Annotated in this window: 13 protein-coding genes and 2 tRNA genes; 6 read left to right on the top strand and 9 right to left on the bottom strand. The window is 71.5% G+C overall.

Annotated features, from left to right (window positions below):
• Nucleotide 1: 1 nt before the first annotated feature.
• Nucleotides 2-973, bottom strand: coding sequence for a DUF6925 family protein (locus LWC35_RS09065; RefSeq protein ID WP_232869597.1), 972 nt, complete (start codon nt 971-973; stop codon nt 2-4).
• A 235-nt stretch (nt 974-1,208) separates the two neighbouring features.
• Here LWC35_RS09065 and katG point away from each other — a divergent pair, with 235 nt between their 5' ends.
• Nucleotides 1,209-3,401: a catalase/peroxidase HPI gene (katG, locus tag LWC35_RS09060; protein WP_232869596.1), complete on the top strand. Its 2,193-nt coding sequence runs from the start codon at nt 1,209-1,211 to the stop codon at nt 3,399-3,401.
• A gap of 39 nt (nt 3,402-3,440) precedes the next feature.
• Here the strand turns inward: katG and LWC35_RS09055 are convergent.
• Nucleotides 3,441-3,517: transfer RNA gene (locus LWC35_RS09055), tRNA-Pro, on the bottom strand.
• Between the two features lie 243 nt (nt 3,518-3,760).
• Between LWC35_RS09055 and LWC35_RS09050 the strand changes: the two genes are divergently transcribed.
• From LWC35_RS09050 to LWC35_RS09030, 5 genes are all read left to right on the top strand, one after another.
• Nucleotides 3,761-3,834 (top strand) — tRNA-Gly (locus LWC35_RS09050).
• A 545-nt stretch (nt 3,835-4,379) separates the two neighbouring features.
• The gene (locus LWC35_RS09045; protein ID WP_232869595.1) at nt 4,380-6,023 is read left to right on the top strand and encodes a flavin-containing monooxygenase; all 1,644 of its coding nucleotides are present in this window, start codon (nt 4,380-4,382) and stop codon (nt 6,021-6,023) included.
• Between the two features lie 436 nt (nt 6,024-6,459).
• Nucleotides 6,460-8,277, top strand: a complete 1,818-nt coding sequence (locus LWC35_RS09040) for a sigma-54-dependent Fis family transcriptional regulator (protein WP_232869594.1) — start codon at nt 6,460-6,462, stop codon at nt 8,275-8,277.
• Between the two features lie 244 nt (nt 8,278-8,521).
• Complete coding sequence (locus LWC35_RS09035; RefSeq protein ID WP_232869593.1) at nt 8,522-8,962, top strand: MarR family winged helix-turn-helix transcriptional regulator; 441 nt, start codon at nt 8,522-8,524, stop codon at nt 8,960-8,962.
• Nucleotides 8,963-9,027: 65 nt separating this feature from the next.
• Nucleotides 9,028-9,891, top strand: coding sequence for an SDR family NAD(P)-dependent oxidoreductase (locus LWC35_RS09030; protein ID WP_232869592.1), 864 nt, complete (start codon nt 9,028-9,030; stop codon nt 9,889-9,891).
• A 190-nt stretch (nt 9,892-10,081) separates the two neighbouring features.
• Here the strand turns inward: LWC35_RS09030 and LWC35_RS09025 are convergent, their stop codons facing one another.
• From LWC35_RS09025 to LWC35_RS08995, 7 genes are read right to left on the bottom strand one after another with little or no spacing between them, the layout of a single operon-like run.
• The gene (locus LWC35_RS09025; protein WP_232869591.1) at nt 10,082-10,819 is read right to left on the bottom strand and encodes an alpha/beta hydrolase; all 738 of its coding nucleotides are present in this window, start codon (nt 10,817-10,819) and stop codon (nt 10,082-10,084) included.
• Nucleotides 10,820-10,830: 11 nt separating this feature from the next.
• Nucleotides 10,831-11,646, bottom strand: a complete 816-nt coding sequence (locus tag LWC35_RS09020; protein ID WP_232869590.1) for an ABC transporter ATP-binding protein — start codon at nt 11,644-11,646, stop codon at nt 10,831-10,833.
• Nucleotides 11,639-12,457, bottom strand: coding sequence for an ABC transporter ATP-binding protein (locus LWC35_RS09015; RefSeq protein ID WP_232869589.1), 819 nt, complete (start codon nt 12,455-12,457; stop codon nt 11,639-11,641). Before LWC35_RS09015 ends, LWC35_RS09020 begins: the two co-directional genes overlap by 8 nt.
• On the bottom strand, nt 12,444-13,304 hold the full coding sequence (locus tag LWC35_RS09010; RefSeq protein WP_232869588.1) for an ABC transporter permease: 861 nt from the start codon (nt 13,302-13,304) through the stop codon (nt 12,444-12,446). The genes LWC35_RS09015 and LWC35_RS09010 overlap by 14 nt, the downstream gene beginning before the upstream one ends.
• A complete protein-coding gene (locus tag LWC35_RS09005) occupies nt 13,304-14,338 on the bottom strand; it encodes an ABC transporter permease (protein WP_232869587.1) in 1,035 nt (344 codons plus the stop codon). The genes LWC35_RS09010 and LWC35_RS09005 overlap by 1 nt, the downstream gene beginning before the upstream one ends.
• Nucleotides 14,335-15,867: an ABC transporter substrate-binding protein gene (locus LWC35_RS09000; protein ID WP_232869586.1), complete on the bottom strand. Its 1,533-nt coding sequence runs from the start codon at nt 15,865-15,867 to the stop codon at nt 14,335-14,337. The genes LWC35_RS09005 and LWC35_RS09000 overlap by 4 nt, the downstream gene beginning before the upstream one ends.
• A gap of 18 nt (nt 15,868-15,885) precedes the next feature.
• Nucleotides 15,886-17,259, bottom strand: coding sequence for an LLM class flavin-dependent oxidoreductase (locus LWC35_RS08995; protein ID WP_232869585.1), 1,374 nt, complete (start codon nt 17,257-17,259; stop codon nt 15,886-15,888).
• Nucleotides 17,260-17,301: the final 42 nt, after the last annotated feature.

Genomic DNA, 17,301 nt, shown 5'->3' with positions numbered 1-17,301 from the left:
CTCACCCGGCGTTCGGGTCGCCCGCGGGGTCGAGCAGCTCCGCGGGCAGGTCGCGGTACGGCCGCCAGTCGGCGGGCGTGGGTCCGTCGGTCCGGGCGAGCTGACGCAGCGTGACGGCCACGACCGCGCGTCCGAGGGGATCGTGCGGGAGCTCGGCGGGCGCCCGACCGGCGCGTACCGCGTCTCGCACGGACTCCTTGAGCGCTCGCAGCAGGGGGTCGCCGACGGCGTCGAGCAGGGCGTCGAACGCGGCGAGGCGGTCCGCGGCGAAGGGGTGCGGCCGCCCGAGATGATCGGCCGCGGGATGCGCGGGATAGGCGTGCGCGACGGCCTCGTGCCCCGCCGGGAGCGGCACGGTCGGCCCGGGCCCGCGGCCGATCAGGTGCGGGAGCAGGTGGGTGTGCGGGCCGAGCGGCGACCGCTCGTCCGGCCCCGGGATCGGGGAGTACACCTCGACCCGGCCCACGGCCGTCAGGAACACCCGGTGCGGGCTGCGGGCGACCAGCTCCCGAGCGAGGGCGGTGTCGAACAGCGACCGCCCGGCGTGCGTGCCGACCAGGGCCAGCAGCTCCGGGTCCGCGGTCCGGACGCACGCGTCGACGGTCGGGGTGCCCAGGCCCAGGTCGACGAGCACGGCCCCGCGGTCGGCGGCGCGCAGGGCGTCGGCGTCGGGCCCGAGCTCCGTGACCGTCGTCCGCCCGGCGCAGTGGGCCTCGTCCTCCGGGAGACAGAACGCGACGGCCTGGGTCCAGCGCAGCCCCGGCCTGGCGGGCGTCTCGTACGCGGCCAGGACGGCCGACGGCGGCGGGTCGAGCCGGATCCCGCCGCGGCCCGTGACGACCGTGTCGGCGTCGCCGTCGCTCGTCTCGTCCGGGTCGCGCGCGAACTCCGCGATCGCGCCCGGCGGCCCCATGCTCCAGCCCGTCGCGGGATCACCGAGCAGCTCGCGTGCCAGCCCTCGCGCGTCGACCACGCCCCGATGCTCACCGCGGTACCGCCCGTACCGCAACTGCGGACGAGGGCTCGCGCGGGCCCGGATCGGGGACGGACGGGCGGCTCCGGCGGACGAACGGCGGACTACTTGTCCGCCGCACACACCGGGCGCATGCTGGGCTGTCATGCGGAGGACGTGCCGAGGTCGGCGCCCCGGGCCGGGACCCGGTTGCGCCGCCGCGGTCATGTCCTGATCACGTCTCGAGGGAACGCCCGTGTCGGTCACCTATGACATCAGCGTCAAGAGGAAGAAGCAGAAGAGCGGCAGCGCCCCACATCCGACCCGCGGCGAGTCGAACCGCATGTGGTGGCCGGACCGGCTGAACCTGAAGGTCCTCGCGAAGAACCCAGTCGAGGCCGACCCGATGGGCGAGGGCTTCGACTACGCCGCCGAGTTCGACACCCTCGACCTCGACGCGGTGCGGCGCGACATCGAGACGGTGCTGACCACCTCGCAGGACTGGTGGCCCGCCGACCACGGGCACTACGGCCCGCTCGTGGTCCGCATGGCGTGGCACGCGGCCGGGACGTACCGCGCCCGGGACGGCCGGGGCGGCGCCGCGGCCGGCATGCTGCGCTTCGCCCCGTTGAACAGCTGGCCGGACAACAAGAGCCTGGACAAGGCCCGTCGCCTGCTGTGGCCGGTGAAGAAGAGGTACGGCCGCAAGCTCTCCTGGGCCGACCTCACGATCTTCGCCGGCAACGTGGCCCTGGAGTCGATGGGCTTCCCGACCCTCGGCTTCGGCGGTGGCCGGGTCGACGTCTGGGAGTCCGACGGCGACGTCTACTGGGGCCCCGAGCGTGCCTGGCTCACCGACGCGCGCCACACCCACGTCCGTGAGCTGCAGAGCCCGCTGGCCGCCTCCGAGATGGGCCTGATCTACGTCGACCCGGAGGGCCCGCACCGTGTCCCGGACCCCCTCCTCGCGGCGCGCGACATGCGGGAGACCTTCCGGCGCATGGGGTTCGACGACGAGGAGACCGTCGCGCTGATCGTCGGCGGCCACACGTTCGGCAAGACCCACGGCGCCTCGCTGCAGGACCATCTCGGGCCGGAACCCGAGGCCGCCCCCCTGGAGGCGCAGGGTCTGGGCTGGCGGAACTCGTTCGGCACGGGCATCGGCGCGGACGCGATCACCAGCGGTCTCGAGGGCACGTGGACGCCGACCCCGACGCGCTGGGACCACAGCTTCCTGCGGAACCTCTACGACTTCGAGTGGGACGCGGTCCTCAGCCCGGCCGGCGCCTGGCAGTGGATCCCGTCGGGCGGGGCCGGGGCGGGCACCGTGCCCGACGCCCACGACCCGTCGAAGACCCACACCCCGACCTTTCTGACCACGGACCTGGCGCTGCGGTTCGACCCGGGGTACGGGCCGATCTCGCGGTGCTTCCTGGACCAGCCGGACCTGCTGACGGACGCGTTCGCCCGGGCGTGGTTCAAGCTCACGCACCTCGACATGGGGCCGGTCCGCCGCTACCGGGGTGCGCTGGTCCCGGCGAACGCGTTGCCGTGGCAGGACCCGGTGCCGGAGGTGGATCACGCGCTCGTCGGCCCGGCGGAGATCGCCGACCTCGCGCGGGAGGTCCTCGACTCGGGGCTGTCGGTGGCCCAGCTCGTCGCCACGGCGTGGGCGTCAGCGTCGACCTTCCGCGGCAGCGACCGGCGCGGGGGCGCGAACGGGGCACGGATCCGCCTCGAGCCGCAGCGGCGGTGGGAGGCCAACGATCCCGACGGCCTCGACGTCGTGCTGGGCACCCTGGACAAGATCCGCGAGTCGTTCCACCGGTCCCGCAGCGACGACGTGCGGATCTCCCTGGCCGACCTGATCGTGCTGGCGGGGTGCGCGGCCGTCGAGCGGGCGGCGGACCTGGCCGGGCACCCGGTCGAGGTCCCGTTCACCCCGGGCCGCACCGACGCGACGCAGGAGCAGACCGACGTCGAGTGGTTCGCGGCGCTCGAGCCGGTCGCGGACGGGTTCCGCCACTACACCCGGGGTGACCCGCCCCACCCGGAACACCTGCTGGTCGACCGCGCGAACCTGCTGACCCTCAGCGCGCCGGAGATGACGGTGCTGCTCGGCGGCCTGCGGGTGCTGAACGCGAACGTCCGGCGCTCCCCGCTGGGCGTGCTGACCTCGCGGCCGGGGAGGTTGACCACGGACTTCTTCGTCAACCTGCTCGACATGGGGACGGAGTGGACGCCGGCTCGCGACGGGAGCACCTACGAGGGCCGCGACCGCGCCACCGGCGAGGTCCGGTGGACCGCGGGCCGCGTCGATCTCGTGTTCGGGGCGAACTCCGAGCTGCGCGCGCTGTCGGAGGTCTACGCCGCCGACGACGCGGGGGAGAAGTTCGTGCGCGACTTCGCGGCGGCGTGGGACAAGGTGATGAACCTCGACCGGACCTGACCGGCCGGGTGCGACCGCCCGGCCACACCCGGCCCGACCTGGTCGGGGTGGCGGGATTTGAACCCACGGCCCCTCGCTCCCAAAGCGAGTGCGCTACCAAGCTGCGCCACACCCCGTCGGGAAGGAGTCTAGGACACGACGTCGCCGAGGCGTGGGTGGTCCGGATCCACGGCGTGCAGGGCCCGACCCCGGTCGTCGCGCTGCTCGACCGCTGCGGCTGCTGCCTCGCCCTCCTGGCCCCACTCGGCCTGCCCCGCGCCGGAGGTGGCGGACGCCTGGCGCGACGAGGTGGGGAGCCCTCCGGGGGCGGGCCGCTGATCGGCTATCCTGACCGGGCCCGCGGAGGAATCCGGGGGCACGCGGGCGTAGCTCAATGGTAGAGCCCCAGTCTTCCAAACTGGCTACGCGGGTTCGATTCCCGTCGCCCGCTCCACTACTGACCTGCGACGATGCTCCGGCGAAGATCACGTGAAGATCGCCGTGGAAGCATTTCGTCACGAGCGTCACCTCTACCGAAGCCGGGTCCTCGTCACTTACCCGTGGCTGGCCGTCGCGTGCGTGCTCGTGGGGTGCGCCTCGGTGGAGGGCTCGTCGGGGCTGCGGATTCTCGTACCTGCCGAAACGATCTCGTCGGGGCCGCCCCAGCCCGCGCGACGTCGCCCAGGGCATCACCGACCTCAGGGGTAAGCCGTGCGCGGTGCACGACGCCGAGCAAGAACTGCTGGTCTGCGCGTCGTCGAAGGGCCGCGAGCCGGTGATCTGCCGACTGCTCGAGCCCACGGTCCGCGAGCACCCGTTGCCCTCGACCAACGACTGCGCATCAGCGCGCCGTGGGCTCGCTGACGGCGGCAAGATCCTCGACGAGGTCGGCACCGCCCCCAATGGTGCGGCGACTCGATTTCGGACAGTTGTGACCCAGATTGCAACCCTACGGTCCTCCACAGCTGCGACGGTCATTTCCAGAACGAGGAGTGTGCGATGACGACAGCGAAGTCTCCTGCCGACGCCCCCGACCGGAACGAGGACGGCCACGTGCTGGACGTGCTGGTCATCGGAGGCGGGTTCTCCGGCCTCTACCAGCTCGACCGCCTCCGGGACCTCGGCTTCGACGTCAAGGTCTGGGACTCCGCCGGCGGCCTCGGCGGCATCTGGTGGTGGAACTGCTACCCGGGTGCGCGCACGGACACCGTCGGGCACATCTACCAGTTCTCCCACAAGGATTTGTGGAAGGACTACGACTTCCGCGAGCGCTACCCGGACTTCGCAGGGGTGCGCGACTACTTCGAGTACGTCGACAGCAAGCTCGAGCTGACCAAGGACGTCGAGTTCAACACCTTCGCCGCACAGGCGCAGTGGGACGAGGACGCCCGTGAATGGACCGTCTACTCGTCCGACGGAAAGCAGCAGAAGGCGCGCACCGTTCTGGTCGCGACCGGGTTCGGCGCCAAGCCGCTCTACCCGAACATCCCCGGCATGGAGACCTTCGCCGGCGAGTGCCACCACACGGCGCGGTGGCCGCAGGGTGGTCTCGACATGACCGGCAAGAAGGTCGTCGTCATCGGCACCGGCGCCAGCGGGGTCCAGGTCGTGCAGGAGGCCGCGCACGACGCTGCTGAGGTCACCGTCTTCCAGCGGACCCCCAACCTGGCTCTGCCGATGCGTCAGCGCCGGCTCGACCGTGCCGACAACGACGCGGTGCGCGGAGACCTGCCCGAGCGGTTCGACACCCGGTACAAGGCGTTCGCAGGCTTCGACTTCGACTTCATGCCCGAGAATGCCGCCGACGCGACGGAGGAGGAGCGCCGTGCCACCTACGAGCGGTTCTGGGCAGAGGGCGGGTTCCCGCTGTGGCTGGGCATGTACCAGGACCTGCTCGCCGACGAGGCGGCCAACCGCACCTTCTACGACTTCTGGCGCGAGAAGGTCCACGAGCGCGTCGAGGACGTCGCCACTGCGGAGCTGCTCGCGCCCGCCGAGCCCCCGCACCCGTTCGGAGTGAAGCGGCCCGCCCTCGAGCAGGACTACTTCGACGTCTTCAACCAGGACAACGTCCGCTTGATCGACCAGAACGACGAGCCGGTCCTGGAGATCGTCGAGAACGGGGTCGTCACCAAGAACGGCCTGATCGAGGCCGACGTCATCGTGCTGGCCACCGGGTTCGACAACAACCGCGGCGGCATCCTGGCGATCGACATCCAGGGCGTGGACGGTGAGCGCCTGCAGGACAAATGGGCGGACCGCGTCGACACCTTCATGGGCCTGTCGACCTCGGGATTCCCCAACATGCTGTTCCTGTACGGCCCGCAGAGCCCATCCGGGTTCTGCAACGGTCCGACCTCCGCGGAGTATCAGGGCGACATCGTGGTCGAGTTCCTCGAGCACGTGCGCCGGAACGGGCACAGCCGCTTCGAGTCCAGCACCACGGCCGAGAAGGAGTGGACGGCTCACGTCGACGAGCTGTTCGAGGGCTCGATGTTCACCAAGGCGCGCTCCTGGTACTGGGGCGCCAATGTCCCGGGCAAGCCGGCCCAGATGCTGAACTACTCGGGCGGCGTGCCGACGTACTTCGGCAAGTGGGACGAGGTGCGGACGGCCGGGTACCGCGAGTACGACCTGAGCTGAGCGAGCCGGATGCGAGAGCCGGACGCCCACGGGCGTCCGGCCCTTCGTCGTTTCAGCTTCGTCGTTTCGGCTTCGTGGTTTCGGCTCGGTCGTCTCGGCTCGGTGGAGGAAGGCGGCGAGATGACGGGCGAGAACGTCGTCGCCCGACGCCCGTCGGGGTCGCCCCGGATCGGGTGCTGTGGTCATCGTCCTCGGCTCCTACGGCCTCCCCAAGCCGGTGGCGTACGGCGCCACTGCTGGCCCGGGATCGTCGGTGCTCTGACGGTTGTCGTCGCTCCGGTGCGGAGGCTTCGGTCCGCCCGAGGCGCAGATCAGAGCTGATCGCGCTGGTCACGGCCACCGTGTCGCACTTTCGGACAGTAGGTCGACACAGCGCTGTGGTGGGCTTGTCGGCCTACGATCGACCTGGCCTTCGTCAACGGTGAAGGGGGCAGCCATGGACCGAGACGAGCAGAGCGAGTCCTTGCGCGGTGAACGCGAGCGCCTGCTCGACGATCAGTTCCCGCTCGACACCGTCTCCGCCTTCCGGGCCGAGATCATGTCCTCCTGGCAGCGGTGCAAGCTCGTCGGCGTCCGGCCGACCGGCGAGGAGGTTCCCTACCAGCCGGAGTTCGAGAGGCCGAACCGTTTGCTGCGGGCCGCGGGACCGGTGATCGACCGCCTGGCCGAGCAACTCGAGGACGGCCCGGTGTCGATCCTGTTGGCCGACTCGGACGCGCAGATCATCGACCGTCGCGCCGGTCAGCGGACGTTGGCCCAGGCCCTCGACAAGGCGCTCGTCTCGCCGGGATTCCTCTACGCGGAGGAGTTCACGGGAACCAACGGCATCGGCACGGCACTCGAGGCGGCGACCCCGTTCATGGTCTCCGGCGCCGAGCACTTCCGGGAGAACCTGCAGGAGTTCACCTGTATCGGCTCGCCGGTCAAGCACCCGATCACCGGAAAGGTCGAAGGCGTCCTCGACGTCACGTGCCGCGTCGGGGACACCCACGGGGTGATGAAGCCGCTGGTCCTGGCGGCCGTGCGGGAGATCGAGTCGCGCATGTACGCCGACGCCTCCCGGCGGGAGCAGATGCTGCTGGAGCAGTTCCTGCGCGCCAATCGGCGCGCGACGTCGGCCGTGATCTCGCTCAACGAGGACGTCGTCATGGCGAACACGGCGGCCTCGGCCCTCCTCGACCTTTCTGATCAGGCCGTGCTGTGGGAGTGGGCGTGCCGGATGCTCGGCACCTGCGACGAGTACACCGGAGAGGTCCGGCTGGCGGGCGATGTCGTAGCCCAGGCCAAGGCGACCCGGGTGGGGGAGAAGGGCGCCCCGGCAGGTGTCCTCGTCGAGATGCGACCCCATACCCGCAGCGACGGGCGCGCGCCTGCCGCCCGCCGCTGTGCAGGCCGACCGCGGGCTACCCGGGCGATCGATTCCCTGTCCGGTCGCAGCGTGGCGACCCGGAGGCTGCACGACGACGTCGAGGCCGCACTGCGGACCGAGCGGCCCGTCCTGCTCTGCGGAGAGGTGGGAACCGGGAAGCTCCACGTCGCACGGCACATCCACCGGCGCCGCGCAGGTCAGGATCCCCTCACCGTCCTCGACGCGGTCCTCGCGCGCGACGACCCGAATGGCTGGCTTGCACGGCTCGGAAACGTGCTCGCCGACGGGGGTGCCGTCGTGCTCCGTCACGTCGACCGGCTCGAGGACGGGCTCGTCGAGCGGGTGGAGGCGATCATCGACGCCGCCCCGCCGGGCAGCGTGACGGCCACCGCCCGCGCACGGGGCGGACAGACGCCGGCGGACCGCCTGCTCGACCACTTCCCGTTCTCGCTCACCGTCCCCCCGCTGCGGTACCGCACCGACGACATCGTGGACCTGGCGCCGATGTTGCTGGCCGAACACACCACCCAACGCCCCGTTCCGCGGCTGCTACCGGGCACGGTCCGCACACTGGCCGGCCTTGACTGGCCGGGCAACGTCCGTGAGCTCGACTCGGTCCTGGCGACGGCGGTGGCGCGGTCGATGGGGTCGGACATCGCGCAGGAGCATCTGCCACCCGAGTACCGCTCCGGGGCGCCGCGCTCGGGCGGGTCGTCGCTGCAGCGTGCCGAACGGGACATCGTGCTGGAGGCGCTCGTCGAGACGCGGGGCAACAAACTGGCTGCGGCCGAACGACTCGGTATCGCGCGCTCGACCCTGTACCGGAAAATGCGCATGCTCGGAATAGACGAAAAGCATCTGCCGACCACGGTGCCTGCGCGGTAGCGGCCGCGGGGACGGACAGCACCCGACGAGCGCCGCACCTGCAGCGGTGGAGGTGCTCGACCAGCGACGGGCCGTCGCGCCGCGCCCCGCTGCATGGGGCCTTCCCGGTCGTGCTGACGGCTCGCCCCCCTATCAGGACCCTCGGTGATCTGCTTGTCGTCATGGTCGTGAGCCCCATGCCGTACCCGCTGCCGCCGATGGCAGGAGCTTGACGCCCCTTGATGTATATACAACACTTGTGTCCGTGACCGAAGTGCCCGTCGACGAGATCGTGCGAGACTGCCTGGCGGTGCGCGTCCGACTGATCGGTCGGGCGGTGACGGCTCTCTACGACGGCGCGCTCGAACCTCATGGCTTGACCGTCGCCCAGGTCAATCTGCTCGCCGCGCTGGGCAAGGTCGGCCCGTGTCCGCCGTCGAAGCTCGGCGAGGTGCTGCAGCTGGAGCGGTCCACCGTCAGTCGGAACCTCAACCTGCTACAGAACCGCGGCTGGATCGAGGCCGTTGCCTCGGACGCGAAGGGGATGCGAGAGGTTGCGCTGACCCGCGCCGGGCAGACCAAGATCCGATCCGTCATGCCCGAGTGGCGGCAGGCCCAACGACAAGCCGCACAGCTCCTGGGGGCGCCGGGCGTCGCAGCTGTTCAGGAGGTCGCGAGCAACATGGGATACCCGCCCGACGCCTAGGCGGCGGGGTCATCGACCTGCCGACTTCCGCGCGTTTGTTGTATATACATCACAAGGAGAGTGGCATGGACAGCTGCTTCGGGTCCAAGGTGGTCGTGGTCACCGGCGCCTCACGCGGCATCGGCAGATCGATCGCCCTGGCGTTCGCCCGCCGCGGCGCGCACATCGTGATCGCCGCCCGGACGGCCGACCGGCTCGCCGAGGTGCAGGACGAAGTCCGCGCCCTCGGCGCGAAGGTCCTGTCGGTGCCGACCGACGTCACCTCACCCAACGCGGTGAGCGCGCTGCTCGCTTCGACGGTGGACCGGTTCGGACGGATCGACGTGCTGGTCAACAACGCAGGGATCGGCAAGGTCGGACGAACGGAGTCGGCGACCTTCGACGACGACGTCCTCCAGACAATGCGAGCCAGCCTCTTCGGGATGATCGACGTGACTCGGGCCGCGCTTCCGATCATGAGGGGGCAGGGTTCGGGCACGGTCGTCAACATGTCGTCGGTGATGGGGCGCAAGGCGTTCGCGCAGTTCGGCTCCTACGCCATCGTGATGCATGCAGTCTCCGCGTTCTCCGACAGCCTCCGCCAGGAAGTAGCCGGCAGCGGGATCCAGGTGTCGGTCATCCACCCGGCCCTTACCGCCACCGACCTGCTCAGAGACGCAGACGAAGCCGCGATGCCCCCACCGTTCCGCCACATGACGCCGTTGTCGTCAGACGATGTGGCACACGCTGTGGTGATCGCGGTCCGACGGGGGAAGCGACGTGTCGTGCTACCGCGGACAGCCAACATGCTCCTGCTGGGCGAGGCCTTCTCACCCCGCCTCGGGGACCTGATCGCCACCGCCCTGACCAAGCGACCCGTGGCCAGAATGCTCGGCATGAGCCGCGGCACGACCTACCACGAAACGATCCTGAGCCACCCGGCTCCATGAGGGCGTCACCCACAGCAGTTGTGTTCCAGGGCGTGGTGTAGGTCGTCGGCCCAAGCGGCGCGGCCACGGGCCACGCCAGCCGGTCGCCCGCAACGACAGAGGTACTGACTGGGCAACGAGCGCGGCGAGCAGTCGCCCCAAGTCACAATGCCCGTGCTCGGGCGCGGTGGAGGTGCTCCTCAGGCGAGAGTCAGAGCACCTCTCGGTGGGTGAGGGTGGGGACACCGACGCGGAGGCGCTCCAGGAACAGGACGAGGACAGCTGCGGCACTGCGGTGAGTGGCGTCGTTGAGCGCGTCGTGTCGCCCGTCCGACACGGTGACCAGTTCGGCGTCGTCCAGGCCGGAGTACCAGCGGCGGACGTCATCGAGCGGGGCGATGGTGTCCGCCTGTCCGTGCAGTCCCAGCACCGGGACGCGCACGCGCGCCGGGTCCGCGCGGGCGATCCATCCGGCGGGCGGCGGGGTGTCGAGGGCGCCGTGGCGCACACCGTTGTCGTCGCGGAGCCGGGCCTGGTGGACCGGGCAGGCGGTGCGCGCCGTGATCTCGTCCTCGGGCACCGCGCTCGAGCCGAGGGTCAGGCCGGCGAGGACGAGCCCGGCGACTCCGGGCAGGTCGGCCGCGAGCCCGGCGGCGAAGAGCGCGCCGGCGTCCGAGCCGACCAGGACGCGCGGGTGCGGGCCGGTGTGGGAGTCCGGTTCGGACTCCAGTAGCGCCCGCACCTGGTGCTCGGTGCGGGCGGGGTCGGTCGTCGGGTCGGCGACGGCCCAGACCCGATAGCCGTCGGCGGAGATCCGGCGCCCGAAGCGCTCGTAGACGCCGGCGTGCTCACCGCGGCCGGGGACGACGAGGACGGTACCGCGTGTGGCCACGGTCTCGGGCTCGCGCCAGGAGGCGAGGACGGGCACGGCGGCGAGGGAGATGGTCATGGTGGTTCCTCTCAGGCGAGCTGGGCGCGCAGCGCGGCCCGGACGGTGCGGTCGAGCCCGGCGTCGTCGAGCGTGGGCGCGGAGCCGACGAGCAGCCGTGTGTAGGGATGGCTGGGTTCGCCGATGACCTGTGCGGTGGCGCCCGCTTCGACGATGCGGCCGTGGTGGAGCACGGCGATCCGGTCGGTCACGCCGGCGACGGATCCGAGGTCGTGGGAGATGAACAGCAGGCCGACTCCTTCGTCGTCCCGCAGCCGTAGGAGCAGCTCCAGGACCGCGGTGCGACTGCTCGCGTCCAGCGCGCTGACCGGTTCGTCGCAGAGGAGCAGGCGGGGCTCGGTGATCATCGCGCGGGCGATCGCGGCGCGTTGGCGCTGGCCACCGGACACCTCGGACGGGAGTCGCGCCGCGAGGGCGGAATCGAGGCCGACCCGCTCCAGGGCCCCGGCGACCCGGTTCGCGATTCCCGACGCGCCGCGGACCTCCAGCGCCTCGCCGACGGAGCGGCCGAGGGGCAGGTCCGGGTCCAGGCTCTGCAGCGGGTCCTGGAAGATGTACTGCACGGAGCCGGCGCGGCGGAACGCCCGCAGGGCCTCGCCGCGGAGGCTGCCGACTTCGGTCCCGGTGACCGAGACGGTGCCGCGGTCGATTCGGTTGAGCCCGAGTAGGCTGCGGGCCAGCGTGGTCTTGCCGGACCCGGTCTCGCCGATCAGTCCGACGATCTCGCCGGGTCGGACCGTGAGGTCGACCCCTTGCAGGATCTCCCGTCGGGCCCGCCCACGGCCGAGGGACACGGCAAGATCGCGGACCTCGACCAGGTCAGACATGACGGGCCTCCCGGACGTGCTCGATGCCGAAGCGGCCGTGCGCCTCGACGAGGCAACGCGTGTACTCGTGCTGCGGCGCGCGCAGGACCTGCGCGGCGGTGCCGCGCTCGACGATCCGGCCGGATCGCATGACCACGACCTCCTCGCAGACCTGCGCGACGACGGCGAGGTCGTGGGAGACGAGCACCAGCGCGAGGCCGTGCCGTTCCCGCAGGTCGGCGAGCAGGTCGAGCACCTCGGCCTGCACGGTGACGTCCAGGGCGGTGGTTGCTTCGTCGGCGACCAGGAGGTCCGGGGCCCGGCAGATCGCGATGGCGATCAGGACCCGCTGCAGCATGCCGCCGGACAGTTCGAAGGGGTACTGGCCGGCGACCCGGGCGGGCTCGCGTAGCCCGACCTCGGTGAACAGCTCGACGGTCTGGTCGCGGGCTTCCCGCTTGCGCAGTCCGCCCCGGACCCGGAGCACCTCGGCGAGCTGGCGCCCGACGGGCACGGACGGGTCGAGGTAGGAGCCGGGGTCCTGGAAGACCGCGCCGATGCGGTCGGCGCGGTAGGGCCCCCAGCCCGTCGCGTCCAGCTCGGTGAGCTCGACGCCGTCGAACCGGATCGAGGTGGCCGGGCCGGTGTGCAGCTCCGGTGGAAGGATGCCGAGCACAGAGCGGCAGGTCAGCGACTTGCCGCTGCCGGACTCCCCGACGACGCCGAGGGTGCCGCCGCGGTGCAGCGTGAGGTCGACGCCGGAGACCAGCGGCTCGTCGAGATGCCCTGGATCGAGGTGGATGGCGAGGTTCTGGACCTCAAGCAGCGGCACGGGCCTTCTCCTTCCGCAGCGACGGTGCACGCACCCCGGACACGTCCCGCAGGGTGTCGGCCAGCCCGTTGCAGGCCCCGACGGTGAGGATCACCAGCAGCGCCGGCGCCAGCGGCGCGGTCGGCCGCTGGAACAGGTACTCCAGGGAGGTGGCCAGCATCCCGCCCCAGGTGGGCTCCGGCGGCCGGATCCCGATCCCGAGGAAGGTCAGCGAGGACACGATGACCAGGCTGCTGCCCAGCGTCGCCGCCGTGGTCACGGCGACGGCGGGCAACACCTTGGGCCAGACGTGGCGGGCCAGCACGAACCAGGCGGGTGCCCCGGTCAGCCGGGCGGCCTCGACGTACTGCGAGCCCGCGACGGGGAACGCCGCGGCCCGGGTGACCCGGTAGAACGCGGGCGATACGAGGATCCCGACGGCGAGCATCGCCTGGGTGAGTCCGTTGCCCAGCAGCGCGGTCATCGCGACCGCGAACACCAGGAACGGCAGCGTCACGAACGCGTCCATCACCCGCAGCGTGGCCCACTCGAACACCCGCCCGAGGTAGACCGACAGCAGGCCCGGCACGGTGCCGAGCACCAGCCCGACGACGCCCGCCTCCAGCGCCGCGAGCAGCGAGAGCCGGGACCCGGCGAGGAGCCGGGACAGCTCGTCGCGGCCGAGATTGTCGGTCCCGAGCAGGTGGTCGGGGGAGGGCCCCTGCAGCAGCGCGTCCTGGTTCTGCTGGAGCGGGTCGTAGGGCGCGAGCCAGGGACCGATCACCGCGAGCACCGCCACGAGCACGAGAAACGTCACGGAGACCGCGCCGACGCGGTGGCGCAGCACCGAGCTGAGCCGAGGCCTCATCACAGCCCCCGCTGCGCGGCGGGTCGCAGCCGGACGAGCGCGGCGTTGACCAGCAGGTTGAACAGCAGCACGACGACGATCGCCACGACCAGGGTGCCCTGCACGACCGGGACGTCCCCGCGGACCGCGCCGTCCGCGGCGAACCGTCCGAACCCGGCCATCCCGAAGATGCTCTCGGTGACCACTGCCCCGCCGATCAGCATCGGGACGCGCAATCCGAGGACGGACAGGGCGGGTCCGGAGCCGTTGCGCAGCACGTGACGCAGCAGGATCCGCCGCGGCGGGAGGCCGCGGACGACCAGCCCGACGACGTAGTTCTCCCGCTGTGCGGCCACGAGACCCGTGCGGAGCTGCCGGGCGATGTCGGACACCGCGTCGAGCGAGAGCGCGATCGCGGGCAGCGTGATCAGGGTGATCCACGCGCTCAGGTCCTCGGTCGGCGAGACGTAGCCCGCCGACGGGAACAGCGGGAAGAGCACGCAGAACACCACGATCAGCCCGATCGAGACGACGAACGGGGGCAGCGTGGAGATCAGCGTGCAGAAGACCGTCACGGCCCGGTCGATCCAGCTGCCCTGGCGCACCGCGGCGAGCACACCCAGCGCGGTGCCGGCGACGACGCCGATGACCAGGGCGAAACCGGCGACCGACAGGGAGACCTCGAGCCGCTGGCCGATCTGCTCGGCCACGCCGACGCCGTTGAGCCAGGAGGTCCCGAGGTCCCCGCGGACGACATGGCCGAGCCAGTCGACGTACTGCACCAGTACCGGCCGGTCCAGGCCGAGCTGGGCGTTGACCCGTGCCACGTCGTCGGGCGTCGCGGCGTCCCCGAGCAGCTGTCCGGCCGGGCTCAGTCCGCTGAACGCGCCGAGGAGGAAGGTCACCAGGGTGGCGAGCAGGAACACCGGGACGGTCACGGCCAGCGTCCGGCCGAGCCAGGCGAGGAGGGCCAGGCCGGGCCTGCGCCGCCTCGGTGCACGGTCCGGAGCGATGGCGGTCGGGATCTCCGGGACCGTGGTGAGGGTCGCCGTCATGCCCGGCTCCCCGGCGCGGCCACCGTCACGCCCTCCCAGCGGTACTGCGAGAGGAAGTGCGGCAGGGGAGAGACGCGCGGGTTGCGCACGGCGATCCGGGGGCTGGTGCCCAGCGAGAAGCTGGGGGACATCTCGACGCCGAGCTTGACGGCGTTCTGCAGGACCTGCGGGTAGCGCGTGTCCTCCAGCGGGGTGCGGCGCACCTCGTCGAGCGCGGCGAGGAACTGCGGAGAGGCCTCCTTCGAGGTGTTCATCAGGCCCTGCGGTCCGTAGACCACGCCGAGGTTCTGCACCGGCGACTCGCGGCCGACCGTGCCGTCGAGGGCGAACTGCGCCTTGCGCCCCAGGTAGACCTCCTGCTGCCAGGTGGAGGATCCCGGCGGCACCACCTTGATGGTGGCGTTCACCCCGACCGCCTGGAGCTGCTGCTGTACCAGCTCGGCGGTGGACTGGGCGACGGAGTTCACCGTGACGGTGAGGGAGAGGCTGCCCGGGGCGTACCCGGCCGCGGCGAGCATCGCCTTCGCCTTCGTCGGATCGTAGGCGTACGCCTGGTCCAGGGCGGGGTTGTAGGCCACGTAGCCCTGCGGGAACGGCTGGTAGGTGACCTTCCCGATGCCGCCGTTGGTGACGTCGATGATCGCCTGCCGGTCGACGGCGTACTTGAGGGCGTCGACGACGCGGCGGTCGGTCAGCGGCGCGAGCCCGGAGTGCACGTCGACCTGGTTCACGGTGAACGAGTCGACGACGTCGACCTCCAGACCGGCGGCCTTGGCCTGCTCGACCTGGCGGCCGGTGATCGTCGCGACATCCAGCGCGCCGGACTGCACCGCGGCGATGACGGAGGTGGGGTCGGTGCCCGCGGTGAGCTCGAGGCGCTCGATCTTGACGTCGCCCGCGTCCCAGTAGCCGGGGTTCTTGACCAGGGTCGCCTTGGATTCGGGGACGAAGCTCTCGAACTTGAACGGGCCTGCACCGACCGGGGCGGTCGGGATCGCGCCGGGATCCTTCGTGAACGCGGCCGGGCTGACGATCGCACCGGTCTTGCCCGCCAACAGGTTCGGAACCTGGTAGTCCGGTGCGGCGAGGTGCAGCGTGACGTGCGCCGGGTCGTCGGCGGTGATGTCGGAGATGGTCGCGAGCTGGTCCTTGAGCAGCGAGTTCTGCTGCGTCTTGCCGCGGAGCAGGCTCTGGCGCACGGCGTCGGCGTCGAGCGGGGTGCCGTCGGTGAACGTCAGCCCGGGCCGCAGTACGAACGTCACCGCGGTGCCGTCCGCGTTGTAGGTCCAGGACTCGGCCAGGCCGGGCCTGGCGGTGCCCTTCTCGTCGAGCTGGGTCAGCGAGGCGTAGACGAGGCTGATCGTGTTGATGTCGTTACCCGTGCTCGACGTGACCGGGTCCCAGCTGGTGGGCAGGTTGAAGCCCCACTTGAGGGTCTGCGAGGAGGCGCCGGCGTTCGCGCCCGCGCAACCGGCCAGGGTGACGACCAGGACGGCGAGGGCGGCAGCGAGCCGGAGGAGGCGGGACATGGGTGTGGGTCTCCGGGATCAGGCGGGGACGCGAACGGAGGCCCGCTCGCGCGCTGTGTCGTCTGCGCGTTCTTGCGCGGTGGCATGGGTGTTGCGGGGTATCGGCAGCCCGAGGTTGCCGCGCAGGGTGGTGGCCCCGTAGGAGGACCGGACCAGCCCGCGGTCGCGCAGGATCGGCAGGACCTCGTCGGTGAAGCGGGCGAACTCGCTCGGCACGGTCACGTGGACGTTGAGCCCGTCGAGCGCACCGGCCTCGAACCACTCCTGGATCCGGTCCGCCACCGTCGTCGGGGACCCGACGAACGGCGCCGGTGTCGAGGTGCTGAACCGGTGCACCGTCTCGCGCAGGGTGAGGCCCTCCGCGCGGGCGACCTGCTTGATCCGGTCCGCCTGCGTTCGGAAGCTGTCGTTGCCCAGGTCGCCGAGCTCCGGGAACGGGGCGTCGAGGTCGTAGCGGCTGAAGTCGTGCCAGCCGAACGGGCGGCCGAACTGCGCCAGGGTCTTCGCGAAGTCCTTGTTCAGCCGGGTGTCCTGCTCGATCGCCCGGGCCTCGGCGTCGGTGTCCGCGATGACCGGGCTGATCCCCGGCATGATCACGATCTCGTCGGGGTTGCGGCCCTTGGCCCGCGCCCGGCTGCGGATGTCCCGGGCGAACGCCGCCCCCTGCTCGACCGTCGCGGAGTGGGTGAAGATCCCGTCTGCGACGGCTGCCCCGAGGTCGCGGCCCTCGTCGGAGTCACCGGCCTGGAAGATCACCGGCTGGCCCTGCGGGGACCGGACGATGTTCAACGGCCCGCGGACGTGGAAGTGCTCGCCGACGTGGTCGAGGCGGTGCTGGCGGGTCGGGTCGAGGAAGACGCCGGTCTCGCGGTCGCGCGGGAACGCGTCCTCCTCGTAGGAGTTCCACAGCCCCTGGCAGATCTGCACGGACTCCAGCGCGCGCCCGTAGCGGGAGGGGTAGTCGTAGTGCTCGTCGCGGCTGTAGTTGGCCGCGGTGCCGCCGTCCCCGGTGGCCACCACGTTCCACCCCGCCCGACCGCCGCTGATGAGGTCCAGCGAGGCGAGCCGTCGGGCGAGGTTGAACGGGGAGTTGTAGCTGGTGGTGAGCGTGCCGACCAGCCCGATGTGCGTGGTGGACACCGCCACCGCGGACAGCAGGGTCAGCGGCTCGAGCCGGTTCAGGTAGTGGGGCGGCGAGTCCGGCGTGATGAACTGGCTGTCCACGATGAACACCAGGTCGAACAATGCGTCCTCGGCCTGCCGGGCGCGGGCGATGTACCAGCGGATGTCGACGCTGGCGTCTCCGGGGATCTCGGGGTGGCGCCACACGTCGTGCTGTCCGGGGCCCCCGACGCCCATCAGGACGGCGCCGAGCTTCAACTGTCGACCCATGGGTCGGTCCTCTCACACGGTGGAGCGCGCACGGACCGCCCG

It is taken from the genome of Pseudonocardia kujensis, from assembly GCF_021283305.1.
GTDB classification, from domain to species: Bacteria; Actinomycetota; Actinomycetes; order Mycobacteriales; family Pseudonocardiaceae; genus Pseudonocardia; species Pseudonocardia kujensis.
The sequence above is the reverse complement of the archived record's forward strand: the minus strand, read 5'-3'. Positions and strand labels throughout refer to the sequence as shown.